The following is a 13,014-nucleotide window of genomic DNA, read 5'->3' as shown; positions in this document are numbered from 1 at the left end:
CGCGCGAAGCGCCCCTCGCGCCCTGCTGTAGTCCGGGGTCGCGCCGCTGTCACGACCGGAATTGCACGGAACGGGCTGCGAGCGTGGCTTCTCAAAGCAGGCGAATGGCGCCCAAATGATAAGCAGTCGTGCGCATTCACGCGGCGGATGTCGAATCCGGCGCGCAGGGTCCTTGCGACGCTTTAGTGTCGAACCGGTCCATCGCCCTCTGGGGCGGGACCCAAGGCGAAAGACAAGCGTGGAAAGAAGCGTGGCGGCGAAGACCCAGACCCTCGTGGACGCACCAACCCTGCCGATGACCGAGGCGGCCTATCTGCCGGGGATCGCCTATGACGAGATGTTCACGCCGGAGGGCGAGGTCCGTCCGCACTACGCCCCGCTGCACGGTCGCATGTCGACCCTGGGCGCCGAGGAACTGGCCGGCCGCCAGCGCACGCTGGAGCGCTCGTTCCTGCTGCAAGGCATCACCTTCACCGTCTACGGCGCCGAAAACACGACGGAACGGATCATTCCGACCGACCTCTTCCCGCGCATCATTCCGGCGGACGAGTGGAAGCGGATCGAGAGCGGCCTGACCCAGCGCCTGCAGGCGCTGAACCTGTTCCTGGCCGACATCTATGGCGACCAGCAGATCCTGATGGACGGCGTGGTGCCGCGCGAGCTGGTGCTGGGCGCGCCGTCGTTCCGCCGCGAGATGCAGCACCTCTACGTGCCGCATAAGGCCTATGCGAACGTCTGCGGCAGCGACCTGATCCGCTGCCAGGACGGCCAGTTCGCGGTGCTGGAGGACAATCTGCGCGTCCCTTCGGGCGTCTCCTACATGCTGGCCAACCGCGACGCGGCCAAGCGCACCTTCCCGGGCACCTATCGCGCCGCCGGCGTACGGCCCGTCGAGCGCTATCCCGACCTTTTGCTGTCGACCCTAAAGAGCATGGCGGCCGAGTGGCGCAACGACCCGCAAGTCGTGGTGCTGACGCCGGGCGTCTACAACAGCGCCTATTACGAGCACGCCTATCTGGCGCGCCTGATGGGCGTGCCGCTGGTCGAGGGCCGCGACCTCGTGGTGCACGAGAACATGGTCTACATGCGCACCACCACGGGCCTGCGCCGCGTGGACGTGATCTATCGCCGGGTCGACGACGACTTCATCGACCCCCTGACGTTCCGGCGCGACAGTTCGCTGGGCGCGGCGGGCCTGTTCAACGCCTATCGCGCCGGCAACGTGGTGATCTGCAACGCCCCGGGCACCGGCGTCGCCGACGACAAGGCCGTCTACGCCTATGTCCCCGAGATCATCCGCTACTATCTGGGCGAGGACGCGATCCTGCCCAATATCGAGACCTTCCTGTGCCGGGAGCCGCGCCAGCTGGCCCACGTGCTGGACAATCTCGACAAGTACGTGGTCAAGGCGGTCGGGGCCTCCGGCGGTTACGGCATGCTGGTCGGGCCGCACGCGAGCCAGAGCGAACGCGACGCCTTCGCCGAGGCGATCAAGGCCGATCCGGAAAACTATATCGCCCAGCCCACCATCCAGCTCTCGACCGGGCCGTGCCTGGTCGACGGCCGGATCGAGCCGCGCCACGTCGACCTGCGGCCCTTCATCCTGTCGGGCGAGAAGACCATCGTCACGCCCGGCGCCCTGACCCGCGTCGCGCTGAAGCGCGGCTCGCTGGTCGTCAATTCCAGCCAGGGCGGCGGCTCCAAGGACACCTGGGTGTTGGCCGACGACAGCACCCACAACGGCCAGGGGGCGGCGCGATGATGCTCGCGCTTACTAAGTTGAAGAGGTCGCTCGCATGATGCTCGCTCGCGTCGCCGACAGCCTCTACTGGCTGGGTCGCTATATCGAACGGGCCGAGCATCTGTCGCGCCTGTCGTCCGTCATGCTGAACGCCACGCTGGACCAGACCGAGTCCGGCGCCCAGGCGGTGTGGATCGCCCTCGCCGCCGTCGGCGAGCCGGGCGAAGGCCAGGCCATCGGCTCGTTCGAGGCCGCCCAGGCGCTGGTCCTGAACCGGGGCGACCCCAACTCGGTCGTCTCGTCCCTGGCCCGGGCGCGGGAGAACGCCCGCCAGGTTCGCGACCAGATCACCACCGAGACCTGGGAGCGGCTGAACCTGCTCTATCTGAAGGTCACCGACCCCCGCGCCGCCAAGGAGTTCTCGGACGGCTCGGCCAACTTCCTGCACGACGTCATCGCCGACCTGCACCTGTTCAAGGGCGCGGCCGACACGACCATGAGCCACGGCGAAAGCTGGCGGTTCATGATGCTGGGCATCTATATGGAGCGCGCCCAGCTGGTGTCGCGCCTGCTGGAGGTCTGTTTCGCCGAGGGGCCGACCCGGGGCCGCGTCGACGACCACGTCGCCCTCGTCAGCGTGCTGCGCATGGCCTGCGCCCTGGAGCCCTATCTGCGCGTCTATACGGCCGAGATCGAGCCCCGCCACATCCTGGAGTTCCTGGTCTTCGACGAGGATTTCCCGCGTTCGATCCGCTTCTCCACCGCCCAGATCGAGCAGCACCTGTCGGCCCTGGCGCGCAGCGTCACCGCCAACGAACGGGCAGGCCCCGAGCGCTTGGCCGGACGCCTCAAGGCGCGGCTGCAGTTCGCCGATGTCGACGAGCTGGAAGCCGTCGGCGCGGGGCCGCTGCTGACCACCGTTGTCAACGAATGCGCGCGAATCCACGAAGCGATCTACGAGACCTTCGTGGCCTATCCGCTCGAAATGCGCCTGCCCGCCTAGCCAGGACCGACCCGTGCTTCTCGAAATCCGCCACGTCACCCAGTACCATTACGAAAAGCCCGTCCGGGAAAGCCTGATGGAGCTGTGGATGCAGCCCCAGAAGAGCGCCCGCCAGCGGCTGGTCAGTTTCGAGCTCGATCTCGAGCCCGCGGCCCAGGTGTTTTCCTACGCCGACAGCTTCGGCAACGCCGTCTATCACTTCGACGTCCCCCAGCCGCACGACCGGCTGACGATCATCGCCAGGTCGGCCGTCGAGACCGAGGCGGTGGGCGAGCGGCCCGATCACCTGGACATGGGCGAATGGGACCGGCTGCGCAGCGAGTTCGTGCGCGGCGAATGCTTCGATTTCCTGCGGCCGCACGGCTTCGTGCGCACGACCGACGCGCTGCAGACCTTCATCAACGAGCACGACCTCGACGCCCTGAAGCGCAAGGACCCGCTGACGGCGGTCCGCACCCTGTCCGAGACCATCTACAGCGCGTTCGAATACCAGCCGGGCGTGACCGACGCCGACAGCCCCATTGACCTGGCGCTGAGCGCCGGACGCGGGGTGTGCCAGGACTTCGCCCACATCATGCTGGCGGTCTGTCGCGGCTGGGGCATCCCGGCGCGCTATGTGTCGGGCTATCTGTTCACCGACCGCGAGGCCGGCGACCGCTCCGATCCCGACGCGACCCACGCCTGGGTCGAGGTCTTCCTGCCCAGCCTGCGCTGGGTGGGCCTGGATCCGACCAACAACGTGATGGCCTCCGAGCGACACGTGGCCGTCGCGGTCGGCCGCGACTATGCCGACGTGACGCCCTCGCGCGGCGTCTATAAGGGCGACGCCGAGAGCCAGCTGGCGGTGGGCGTCACCGTGCGCCGCGCCCGCGCCGCCGTGGCCGAGCCGGAGTTCCTGCGCATGGCCCGCCCCAGCTTCGCGGGCGGCCGCCGCCGTCCGGACGCGGCGCTGCGCCAGGACCTTCACCAGCAGCAGCAACAGCAGCAGCAGTAGTCGCCGCCGTCAGCCCTGCCCGCCGCCCGCCAGGGTCCCGGTGAACTTGCGGGCGATCTCCAGGGCGCCGGCGGCGCCGCCGGCGCGCGGACCGATGCGCTGGGTCTCCAGGAACTGAACGCCGGCCTCGGCCCCCGAGCGCCAGACCACCTGGGCGAGGTGCACGCGGCGACCGCCGGCGTCGACGAAGACGAACTTGTCCGGCGGCGGCTTAATGCCGGCCGTCGACAGCCGCGCGCCCTTCTCGGCGACGTCGAGCAGCGAACACTTCCAGGAGCGCGGGTCATCGACGATGTAGATCTTGCGCGCCGCCGGCATCCGGGGATGCGCGCGCCGCTCCGCGCCCGAAGGCTCCGACATGGACATCCGACCTTAATGCTCCCGCCGAGTCGGAGACGACTTTAGCGCAACCCCGGCGGCTTCGCGCGAACCTTGGCGGGGCTGGCCGAAGATCGTCGCGCGAATAGCGGGCTCAAGCCGCGTAGACGTGCGCCTTGCGGGCGGCGATCCGGATCGTGCCCGCGAAGCGGGCGGCCTCGGCGCGGGAGGCGCTGATCTCCAGACGGCGGCCGTCCGGGGTCACGGCGTTCACGGTGGTCAGCGGGCCCTGGACGTGGGCGCGCTCGACCCGCGCCTCGAAGCCGCTGTCGTCCAGCGCGAAATCGTGCGGCCGGACATAGGCCGTCGCCGCGCCGTCGCGCAGCCCCGTCGCCGGCAGGCCCAGGACCCCGGCCGAGAACCGGCCGTTGCTGACCTGGCCCTCGAACCGGTTGGCCTCGCCCACGAACCCGCAGACGAACGCCGTCGACGGCTGGTCATGGACCTGGTCCGGCGTGCCGATCTGCTCGATGCGGCCGTTGTTGAGAATGGCGACGCGGTCGGCCAGCTCCAGCGCCTCTTCCTGGTCGTGGGTGACGAAGATGGTGGTCACGCCGGTGGCGTCGTGCACGCGGCGCAGCTCCCGGCGCAGCGACTTGCGGACCGTGGCGTCCAGGGCGCCGAACGGCTCGTCGAGCAGCAGCACGCTGGGCTGCACGGCCAGAGCCCGCGACAGCGCCACGCGCTGGCGCTGGCCGCCCGACAGCTGAGAGGGATAGCGCTTGCCCAGGCCCTCCAGCTCCACCAGCTTCAAGAGCTCCTCGACCCGGCGGGCGATCTCGGCCTTGTCGGGCTTGTCCTTGCCCTTCCGGACGTCGAGGCCGAACGCGATGTTCTTGGCCACGGTCATGTGCTTGAACAGCGCGTATTGCTGGAAGACGAAGCCGACGCGGCGGTCGGCGGCCGAGGCGAAGGTCACGTCGACGCCGTCGAACAGCACCTGGCCCGCGTCGGGGAATTCCAGGCCGGCGATGGCGCGCAGCAGCGTCGTCTTGCCCGAACCCGAGGGCCCCAGCAGCGCCAGCAGCTCGCCGTCGGCGATCTCCAGATCGACCTTGTTCAGCGCCGGATAGCGGCCGAAGGTCTTCTCGACGGAGCGGATGGAAATGGTCATGGCCGTTCAGTCCGTTCAGTGTCCGCCGCGCCCGCGAACATGGGGCTGGGCGACTTCGAGCGCCGTCTTCAGGATCAGGGTCACCACGGCCAGCAGGCAGAGCAGGGCCGCGACGGCGAAGGCGCCGACGAAGTCGTACTCGTTGTAGAGGATCTCGACGTGCAGCGGCATGGTGTTGGTCAGGCCCCGGATATGGCCGCTGACCACCGAAACGGCCCCGAACTCGCCCATGGCGCGGGCATTGCACAGCAGCACGCCGTACATCAGGCCCCAGCGGACATTCGGCGCCGTCACCCGCCAGAAGGTGTAGAGGCCGCCCGCGCCCATCGAGACCGCCGCCTCCTCCTCGCTGGTCCCCTGCTCCTGCATCAGCGGGATCAGCTCGCGGGCGACGAACGGGAACGTGACGAAGACGGTCGCCAGCACGATGCCCGGCAGGGCGAAGATGATCTTCAGGTCACGCTCGACCAGCCAGTCGCCGAACCACCCCTGAAGGCCGAAGATCAGCACATAGATCAGGCCCGCCACCACGGGCGAGACCGAGAACGGCAGATCGATCAGGGTGATCAGCAGCGCCTTGCCCTTGAAGTCGTGCTTGGCGATGGCCCAGGCGGCGCAGAGGCCGAAGGCGGCGTTGAACGGCACGGCGATCGCGGCGGTGATCAGGGTCAGCCGCACCGCCGCCAGGGCGTCGGGCGCTCGGACCGCGGCGACGGCGGCGTCCAGGCCCTTGCGCAGCGCCTCGACGAAGACGGCCGCCAGCGGCAGGACCAGGACCAGGGCCAGAAAGGCCAGGACGATCCCGATCACCAGGGCCTTGGCCCAGGCCGGATCGTCGGTGGCGCGGCGATGCGAGGCGGCGGCCATCAGTCGAACCTCCGCGCCCAGGCCTGGACGGCGTTGATGATCAGCAGCATCGTGAACGACACGGTCAGCATGACGACCGCGATGGTCGCGGCCCGGGCATATTCGAACTGCTCCAGCTGGATGATGATCAGCAGCGGCGCGATCTCGGACTTGTAGGGCATGTTGCCGGCGATGAAGATCACCGAGCCGTACTCCCCGACCCCGCGCGCGAAGGCCATGGCGAAGCCGGTCAGCCAGGCCGGCGCCAGGGCCGGCAAGACGATCCTAAGAATGGTGTCGAGCCGCGTCGCCCCCAGACTCGCCGCCGCCTCCTCGACGTCCTCGGCCGCGTCGCGCAGCACCGGTTCGATCGCGCGCACCACGAACGGCAGGCCGATGAAGGTCAGGGCGATGGTGACGCCGACGGGGTTGTAGGCGGCCTTGATCCCGAGCGGCGTCAGGAACTGGCCGACCCAGCCGGTGGGCGCGTAGAGCGTGGCCAGGGCGATGCCGGCGACGGCGGTCGGCAGGGCGAACGGCAGGTCGACCAGGGCGTTGACGATCGTCTTGCCCGGAAAGTCGTAGCGCACCAGGGCCCAGGCGGTCAGGACCCCGAACACGCTGTTGATCGCCGCCGCCACGAACGCCGCGCCGAAGGTCAGGCGATAGGCGGCCATCGCGCGCCGCGAGGTCGCCACCGCCCAGAACTCGGCCGGCGACTGGTGGGCGGCCTTCAGCACGACCGCCGCCAGCGGGATCAGCACGATCAGGGAGAGCACCGACAGCGTGACGCCCATCGTCAGGCCGAAGCCGGGGATGGCCGACCGTCGGCGCAGGAACGGCCGTCTGGCCGGCGGCGGGGCGGCGGGGCCCGAGGCGGCGTCGGCGGTCGTCATCCGGTCGTCGTCCAGGGTTCGGGCTCGCCACATGGCTCAAGGCAAGGTTGAAACGCCCGGCGCCGCGTCAGGGTCCGGTCGTCGATGAAACTGAGCCGCTTAAATCTCTACCGACGCAATGGGGCAAACGAGAAAAGGCTGGCCCCGAGCCCAGAAAAACTGGTTCTCGATCATGGCCCACCAAACGCCGGCGCGTTCGCGTCGTCGAGCGCTCGAATGAGCCAGGACTATTCAAGAATAGGATTTGGTAGGCCGGCTGGGACTCGAACCCAGGACCATTCGATTAAAAGTCGAATGCTCTACCACTGAGCTACCGGCCCGCTCACGATCCGGCGGGACCGGTGGAAGCGGCGCGGACCATAGTCGGGGGCTTGAGCGGTCGCAAGCATGGTTTCGCCGTTTTTGCGGAGCATGACGGTAAAGCTGTGGGCGGGTTAGAGTGTGCCATGCGTAGAACCTTGCTTCCGACGGCGCTTTGCGTCGCCGCCTTGGCCGCCGCGGCCGCGACGCGCGCGCAGGACCAGCGACCGGCGCAGGAGGCTCCTGCCCAGGCGACCGACGACGGACGAATCAAGTCCAGTTCCGAGGCGAACAAGGACGGCCTCGCCGGCGCAATGACGGCGCCGCTGCGCGACGTCAACGTGGTCCGCACCAAGATCCCCCGCGTGCTGCTGGAGGCGATGGAGGATCCCTACCAGCGCCCGGCCAACGGACGTTGCGAGACCCTGGCGGCGCTGATCGGCCCGCTCGACACGGCCCTGGGCGAGGACATCGACCGCACCCCGCCGGCGGACAACGAGGATCTGACGGACCGGGGCCGCAAGGCGGCCGGCGAGGCCGCGCTGGGCGCGGTGGCCAGCGCGGCGCAGGACATGATCCCGATGCGCGGCTGGGTGCGCAAGCTCAGCGGCGCCGAGCGGCACGACCGCCTCGTCCAGAGCGCCGTCACCTCGGGCAATGTGCGCCGCGCCTATCTGAAGGGGCTCGGCGAAGCGCGCGGCTGCGATCCGCCGGCCACGCCGCAGCACAAGCCGCCAGCCCCGCCGCCCGTCGTCGATCCCGGCATGCCGCCGCCGCCGGATCCCTACGGCCCGCGCCGGCCGCGCTTCCCGATCCACAAGGAGGAGGCGCCGACCGTGCCGAAAGGGCCGAGAGACTGAGAAAGGCGAGGTTTCCGCCGCCCTCAGCCCCCCAGATGCCGCGCGGCGAAGTCGCGGCGAAAGGCCTCGAACCGCCCCTCGGCGATCGCCGCGCGCATGGCGGCGGTCAAGGCCTGGAAGAAGGCGATGTTGTGCCAGGACAGCAGCACCTGGCCCAGGATCTCCTCGGCCTTGAACAGGTGCCGCAGATAGGCCTTGGAATAGTCGCGGCTGGCCGGGCAGTCGCTGGTTTCGTCCAGCGGCGTCTCGTCCTCGGCGTATTTGGCGTTCTTCAGATTGATCGGCCCGTCCCAGGTCCAGGCCTGGCCGTGACGGCCCGAGCGGGTGGGCAGGACGCAGTCGAACATGTCGACGCCGCGCGCCACGGCCTCGACCAGGTCGATCGGCTTGCCGACGCCCATCAGGTAGCGGGGCCGATCCTCGGGCAGCAGGCCCGGCGCGTAGTCGAGCACCTCGCACATGGCCGCGTGCCCTTCGCCGACCGCCAGGCCGCCGATCGCGTAGCCGTCGAAGCCGATCTCGCGCAGGCGGTCCGAGGACTCGCGACGCAGGGCCTCGAAGGTCGAGCCCTGCTGGATGCCGAACAGGGCCTGGGTGTCGCGCGTCCCGAAGGCGTCCTTCGAGCGCCGCGCCCAGCGGGCCGACAGCTCCATGCCCTTGCGCGCCCTCGCCTCCTCGGCCGGCCAGGCGACGCACTCGTCCAGTTGCATGACGATGTCGCTACCCAGCAGGTCGGCCTGGATCTCGATCGAGCGCTCGGGGGTCAGCACGTGCTTGGAGCCGTCGACGTGACTGGAGAAGGTCACCGCCTCCTCGGTCAGCTTGCTGATGCCCGACAGGCTCATGACCTGGAAGCCGCCGCTGTCGGTCAGGATCGGCTTGTCCCAGCGCATGAACTTGTGCAGCCCGCCCAGGCGCTTCACCCGCTCGGCCGAGGGCCGCAGCATCAGGTGGTAGGTGTTGCCCAGGATGATGTCGGCGCCGGTGGCCTTGACCTGGTCGACGGTCAGCGCCTTGACGGTGGCGGCGGTGCCCACGGGCATGAAGGCGGGCGTGCGGATGTCGCCGCGCGGGGTCTTCAAGACGCCTGTGCGGGCCTTGCCGTCGACAGCCTTGATCTCGAAGGGGAACGCGGCCATCAGGACGCCTCGTCTTTGAACAGCAGGCTGCTGTCGCCGTAGGAATAGAAACGATAGCCATGCTGGATCGCGTGCGCGTAGGCCGCGCGCATGGTCTCCCGTCCCGCGAAGGCGCTGACCAGCATGAACAGCGTCGACTTGGGCAGGTGGAAATTGGTCATCAGCACGTCGGCCGCGCGGAAGCGGTAGCCCGGCGTGATGAAGATGGCCGTCTCGTCGGCGAACGGCCGCACGACGCCGTCCTCGCCCGTGGCGCTCTCCAGCAGGCGCAGCGAGGTGGTGCCGACGCAGACGATGCGGCCGCCGGCGGCGCGCGCGGCGTTGAGGGCGCCCGCGACCGCCTCGGTCACCTGGCCGTACTCGGCGTGCATCCTGTGCTCGGAGACATCGTCGGTCTTGACCGGCAGGAAGGTGCCCGCGCCGACGTGCAGGGTGACGAAGTGTAGAGAGACGCCCCTCGCCTTCAGCCGCTCCAAGAGCTCCGGCGTGAAGTGCAAGCCGGCCGTCGGGGCGGCCACCGAGCCGTCCTCGCGGGCATAGACGGTCTGGTAGTCCGCGCGGTCGCGCTCGTCCTCGCCCCGCTTGGCGGCGATATAGGGCGGCAGCGGCATGTCGCCGTGGCGAGCGATGGCGATATCGAGATCGGGCCCCGAAAGGTCGAAGGCCAGCAGCACCTCGCCGCCCTCATGCTTCTCGGCGATCGTCGCGTCCAGGCGCTCGCCGGCGCAGGCGCGGTCGTCGCGCGCCCCGAACGCCACGCGATCCCCGACCTTCAAGCGTTTGCCGGGGCGCATGAACGCGCTCCAGCGGCTGGGCGAGACACGGCGGTGCAGCGTGGCCTCGACGGCGACGGGCGTGCCGTCCGCGCCGCCGGTCACGCGCCCCTCGCGCAGGCCCGAAAGCCGCGCGGGGATCACCCGGGTGTCGTTGAAGACCAAGGCGTCGCCCGGTCGCAGGAAGTCAGGCAGCTCGCGGACGACGTGGTCGGCGAGGCCCTGGCCTGGGCGCACCACCAAGAGGCGGGCGGCGTCGCGAGGCTCGGCGGGCCGCAGGGCGATGCGATCCTCGGGCAGATCGAAGTCGAAGTCGGAAAGGCGCATGGGCGCGTTTCAAGCGCACGATGGACCCGGAAGGTCAAGAGACAGGCGCCAGACCCGCATCGAGGACGCGACGTCCAGACGCCGGCCCCGCCTGGCGAGGAGAGCCACGCAACCTTCGCTCAGCCGTGCTAAGGGCCAGGCATGCGACTGATTGCTCAGCTTCTCGGCCTCCTCGCGCGCGGCACCGCCCTGATGTTGGGCCTGGTCGGCGCGGGCATGGGTCTAGCTTGCCTGGGGGGCGCCTTCAGCGACAAGCTGGACGCCTTCACCCACGCCGCGCCGCTGTGGCTGGCCATGGGCGTCGGCGCCCTCGCCCTGGGCGGCCTGTTCGCGCGCGGAGGCGAGCGCTGGGTGATGGTCGGCCTGGGCTTGGCCACGCTGCTGGCCTGCGCGGTGCTGATGCTGCCGGAATACGCCGCCGCCTGGCGGTTCCGAGGCGCGACGCCGGCGCCGAGCGATCTGAAGATCATCCAGTTCAATGTCTGGCGCGACAACCGCACGCCCGGAAAGAGCATCGACTGGGTCCTGGCGCAGGACGCCGACGTGGTGGTGATGGAGGAAGGCGGCGGCGACGCCCTGCCGATCATCCGCGCCCTCAAGGCCGCCTATCCCTTCGCCTCCTGCGACAGGTCCGCGCTGTGCGAGACTTGGATCTTCTCGCGCAAGAAGATGCTGGCGCGCGGCGGGGCGCCCACCGATCCGCCATACCTGTCCGGAGCCTGGGCGACGCTGGCCGACGCCAACGGCCCGTTCACGGTCGCCGGGGTGCACTATACCTGGCCCGTTCCCGCCGGGCCGCAACAGGCCCAGGCGCGCAAGCTGGTTCAGATGCTGGCGCCGTTCGACCAGAAGAGCCTGATCCTGACCGGCGATTTCAACTCGACGCCCTGGTCGTTCTCGCTGAAGCGCCAGGACAAGGCGCTGGGCCTGCGCCGCTGGACGCGCGCCCTGCCCTCGTGGCCGGCCGGCCGGTTCTCGCGGGTGATGGCCGCGCCGGCCCCGTTCCTGCCGATCGACCACGTCTATGCGGGGGCGCGATGGCGGGCGGTGAGGATCGAGCGCGGCCCCGCCTTGGGCTCCGATCACCGACCGGTGATGGTGACGCTCCGGCGGATCGCCCAATAGAAACGGCCCCGGACAGGATCCGAGGCCGTCGCTGGAATGCCGTGTTTAGAGGGCGCTAGCCGCCGGAACCGCTCACACTTTCGGCTATCACGTTCTAGGCGTCGGCGGCGATCTTGGCGCTGACGATCTTGCCCGGCGCGCGCGGCGGCTCGCCCTTCGGTAGGGCGTCGACATGCTCCATGCCTTCGACCACCTGGCCCCAGACGGTATATTGCTTGTCCAGGAAGGTGGCGTCGTCGAACACGATGAAGAACTGGCTGTTGGCCGAGTCCGGGTTCGGGGTGCGGGCCATCGAGCAGACGCCGCGCACGTGCGGCTCGTCGTTGAACTCGGCCTTCAGGTCCGGCTTGTCCGAGCCGCCCCGGCCGGTGCCCGTCGGATCGCCGCCCTGGGCCATGAAGCCGGGGATCACGCGGTGGAAGACGACGCCGTCATAGAAGCCCTCGCGCACCAGTTCCTTGATGCGCGCGACGTGCCCCGGCGCCAGGTCGGGGCGCAGCTTGATGGTGACCGGACCGCTCTCGAGCGTCAGGATCAGGGTGTTTTCGAGATCGGCCGACATGGTCTTCCCTTGGAGATCGCTGGGTGAGTTTCTTTTCGAACGCGCTTCTAGCGCGTTTAGCGCCCGGCTGTGAACCGGATCGTGGCGGGAAATGGGCGGCGCGTCAGCCTATCCGGACCGGCGGCTCAATGTCGCAGACGGAGAAGTCCGCGCCCTTGAGCGCGCGCAGGCGCTTGGTCTCGGCGGCGAACCAGGGCCCCTTCGGATCGATCAGGCGAACCTTCGGACGCTCGCCCTCGGGGATGTCCGACAGCAGTCGGACCCTCCGCATCAAGTCTTGCGGCGCGGGGACCGGCTCGCCCGTCTTGATCGATCGCACCACATCGAGGCCGCTGATCACCCGGCCGAACGCGGTGTAGCGCTTGTCCAGCGACGGATAGGGCTGGCGCATCAGGAAGAACTGGCTGTTGGCCGAGTTGTTGTCCTCGTCGCGGGCCATGCCGACGACGCCGGGGCAGTAGGTTCCCCAGGCCGCGACCTTCTTGTCGCTGGTCACGTCGCTCCAGCTCCACGCCTGGCTGACGACCGGCAGCGACTTCAGATAGCCGACCTGCAGGCCCGCCGGCGCCGCCATGGCCACGAACGGCGTCTCGGTCCCGCGGCGGAAGGTGAACTCGGCTTTCAGGTTCGGCTTGTCCGTGCCGCCCTCGCCGGTGTCCCGAGGATCGCCCGTCTGGGCCATGAACCGGTCGATCACCCGGAAGAAGGTGCGGCCGTCATAGACCCCGGCGCGGGTCAGCTCGCGCAGCCGCGCCACGTGGTTGGGCGCCACTTCGGGGATCAACTCGACCAGCACCCGGCCCTTGTTGGTGTCGATCACCAGGATCGTGTCGGGAGCCGGGGTGCGCCAGTCCTTCTCCGTCGGCTTGGCGAGCCTCGCCGCCGGCGCGGCCAGGGACGCGGTGGAGATCGTCGCCAGGCAAAGCCCGGCCAGGAGCGCGCGCGAGGACATCATT

Annotated in this window: 13 protein-coding genes and 1 tRNA gene; 5 read left to right on the top strand and 9 right to left on the bottom strand. The window is 69.5% G+C overall.

Going from position 1 to position 13,014, the window contains the following annotated elements; genetic code table 11:
* The first annotated feature begins 250 nt into the window (after window positions 1-250).
* The 3 genes from Q0V34_RS07920 to Q0V34_RS07910 are packed head-to-tail and all read left to right on the top strand — an operon-like array spanning window position 251 to window position 3,738.
* The gene (locus Q0V34_RS07920) at window positions 251-1,762 is read left to right on the top strand and encodes a circularly permuted type 2 ATP-grasp protein (protein ID WP_297510271.1); all 1,512 of its coding nucleotides are present in this window, start codon (window positions 251-253) and stop codon (window positions 1,760-1,762) included.
* Between the two features lie 34 nt (window positions 1,763-1,796).
* Entirely contained in the window at window positions 1,797-2,744 is a 948-nt protein-coding gene (locus tag Q0V34_RS07915; protein WP_297510266.1) for an alpha-E domain-containing protein, read from the top strand.
* Window positions 2,745-2,757: 13 nt separating this feature from the next.
* Window positions 2,758-3,738, top strand: coding sequence for a transglutaminase family protein (locus Q0V34_RS07910; protein ID WP_297510264.1), 981 nt, complete (start codon window positions 2,758-2,760; stop codon window positions 3,736-3,738).
* A gap of 9 nt (window positions 3,739-3,747) precedes the next feature.
* Here the strand turns inward: Q0V34_RS07910 and Q0V34_RS07905 are convergent, their stop codons facing one another.
* From Q0V34_RS07905 to Q0V34_RS07885, 5 genes are all read right to left on the bottom strand, one after another.
* Window positions 3,748-4,104: a PilZ domain-containing protein gene (locus tag Q0V34_RS07905; protein ID WP_297510263.1), complete on the bottom strand. Its 357-nt coding sequence runs from the start codon at window positions 4,102-4,104 to the stop codon at window positions 3,748-3,750.
* Between the two features lie 106 nt (window positions 4,105-4,210).
* Window positions 4,211-5,230, bottom strand: a complete 1,020-nt coding sequence (locus Q0V34_RS07900) for a sulfate/molybdate ABC transporter ATP-binding protein (RefSeq protein ID WP_297510260.1) — start codon at window positions 5,228-5,230, stop codon at window positions 4,211-4,213.
* 15 nt (window positions 5,231-5,245) lie between these two features.
* The gene (gene cysW / locus Q0V34_RS07895) at window positions 5,246-6,097 is read right to left on the bottom strand and encodes a sulfate ABC transporter permease subunit CysW (protein ID WP_297510258.1); all 852 of its coding nucleotides are present in this window, start codon (window positions 6,095-6,097) and stop codon (window positions 5,246-5,248) included.
* Entirely contained in the window at window positions 6,097-6,972 is an 876-nt protein-coding gene (cysT, locus tag Q0V34_RS07890; RefSeq protein ID WP_297510255.1) for a sulfate ABC transporter permease subunit CysT, read from the bottom strand. Before cysT ends, cysW begins: the two co-directional genes overlap by 1 nt.
* A 245-nt stretch (window positions 6,973-7,217) precedes the next feature.
* A tRNA-Lys gene (locus Q0V34_RS07885) sits at window positions 7,218-7,292 on the bottom strand.
* A 126-nt stretch (window positions 7,293-7,418) separates the two neighbouring features.
* On the opposite strand from Q0V34_RS07885, the gene Q0V34_RS07880 reads away from it, so the two are divergent.
* Window positions 7,419-8,132, top strand: coding sequence for a hypothetical protein (locus Q0V34_RS07880; protein ID WP_297510252.1), 714 nt, complete (start codon window positions 7,419-7,421; stop codon window positions 8,130-8,132).
* 23 nt (window positions 8,133-8,155) lie between these two features.
* Here Q0V34_RS07880 and tgt read toward each other — a convergent pair whose 3' ends face one another.
* Both tgt and queA read right to left on the bottom strand, forming a co-directional pair.
* Complete coding sequence (gene tgt / locus Q0V34_RS07875) at window positions 8,156-9,271, bottom strand: tRNA guanosine(34) transglycosylase Tgt (RefSeq protein WP_297510249.1); 1,116 nt, start codon at window positions 9,269-9,271, stop codon at window positions 8,156-8,158.
* On the bottom strand, window positions 9,271-10,371 hold the full coding sequence (gene queA, locus Q0V34_RS07870; protein ID WP_297510246.1) for a tRNA preQ1(34) S-adenosylmethionine ribosyltransferase-isomerase QueA: 1,101 nt from the start codon (window positions 10,369-10,371) through the stop codon (window positions 9,271-9,273). The genes tgt and queA overlap by 1 nt, the downstream gene beginning before the upstream one ends.
* A 141-nt stretch (window positions 10,372-10,512) precedes the next feature.
* On the opposite strand from queA, the gene Q0V34_RS07865 reads away from it, so the two are divergent.
* The gene (locus Q0V34_RS07865) at window positions 10,513-11,496 is read left to right on the top strand and encodes an endonuclease/exonuclease/phosphatase family protein (RefSeq protein ID WP_297510243.1); all 984 of its coding nucleotides are present in this window, start codon (window positions 10,513-10,515) and stop codon (window positions 11,494-11,496) included.
* Window positions 11,497-11,590: 94 nt separating this feature from the next.
* On the opposite strand, the gene Q0V34_RS07860 is transcribed toward Q0V34_RS07865, so the two are convergent.
* Together Q0V34_RS07860 and Q0V34_RS07855 are read right to left on the bottom strand one after the other, a co-directional pair.
* Window positions 11,591-12,058 (bottom strand): peptidylprolyl isomerase, encoded by a 468-nt coding sequence (locus Q0V34_RS07860; protein WP_297510241.1) that lies wholly within the window; start codon window positions 12,056-12,058, stop codon window positions 11,591-11,593.
* Window positions 12,059-12,161: 103 nt separating this feature from the next.
* The gene (locus Q0V34_RS07855; protein WP_297510238.1) at window positions 12,162-13,013 is read right to left on the bottom strand and encodes a peptidylprolyl isomerase; all 852 of its coding nucleotides are present in this window, start codon (window positions 13,011-13,013) and stop codon (window positions 12,162-12,164) included.
* Window position 13,014 lies beyond the last annotated feature (1 nt).

Origin of the sequence: uncultured Caulobacter sp. (genome assembly GCF_947036865.1) — a bacterium.
In the GTDB taxonomy this organism is placed as follows: domain Bacteria; phylum Pseudomonadota; class Alphaproteobacteria; order Caulobacterales; family Caulobacteraceae; genus Caulobacter.
This window is presented reverse-complemented; position numbering and strand designations above follow the sequence as displayed.

What these genes read in the sequence shown, in the direction of transcription:
- Q0V34_RS07915 (WP_297510266.1), top strand. Translation starts at nt 1,797, where the DNA reads ATGATGCTCGCTCGCGTCGCCGACAGCCTCTACTGGCTGGGTCGCTAT.
- Q0V34_RS07905 (WP_297510263.1), bottom strand. Translation starts at nt 4,104, where the DNA reads ATGTCCATGTCGGAGCCTTCGGGCGCGGAGCGGCGCGCGCATCCCCGG.
- Q0V34_RS07900 (WP_297510260.1), bottom strand. Translation starts at nt 5,230, where the DNA reads ATGACCATTTCCATCCGCTCCGTCGAGAAGACCTTCGGCCGCTATCCG.
- cysW (WP_297510258.1), bottom strand. Translation starts at nt 6,097, where the DNA reads ATGGCCGCCGCCTCGCATCGCCGCGCCACCGACGATCCGGCCTGGGCC.
- cysT (WP_297510255.1), bottom strand. Translation starts at nt 6,972, where the DNA reads ATGACGACCGCCGACGCCGCCTCGGGCCCCGCCGCCCCGCCGCCGGCC.
- Q0V34_RS07880 (WP_297510252.1), top strand. Translation starts at nt 7,419, where the DNA reads ATGCGTAGAACCTTGCTTCCGACGGCGCTTTGCGTCGCCGCCTTGGCC.
- tgt (WP_297510249.1), bottom strand. Translation starts at nt 9,271, where the DNA reads ATGGCCGCGTTCCCCTTCGAGATCAAGGCTGTCGACGGCAAGGCCCGC.
- queA (WP_297510246.1), bottom strand. Translation starts at nt 10,371, where the DNA reads ATGCGCCTTTCCGACTTCGACTTCGATCTGCCCGAGGATCGCATCGCC.
- Q0V34_RS07865 (WP_297510243.1), top strand. Translation starts at nt 10,513, where the DNA reads ATGCGACTGATTGCTCAGCTTCTCGGCCTCCTCGCGCGCGGCACCGCC.
- Q0V34_RS07860 (WP_297510241.1), bottom strand. Translation starts at nt 12,058, where the DNA reads ATGTCGGCCGATCTCGAAAACACCCTGATCCTGACGCTCGAGAGCGGT.
- Q0V34_RS07855 (WP_297510238.1), bottom strand. Translation starts at nt 13,013, where the DNA reads ATGATGTCCTCGCGCGCGCTCCTGGCCGGGCTTTGCCTGGCGACGATC.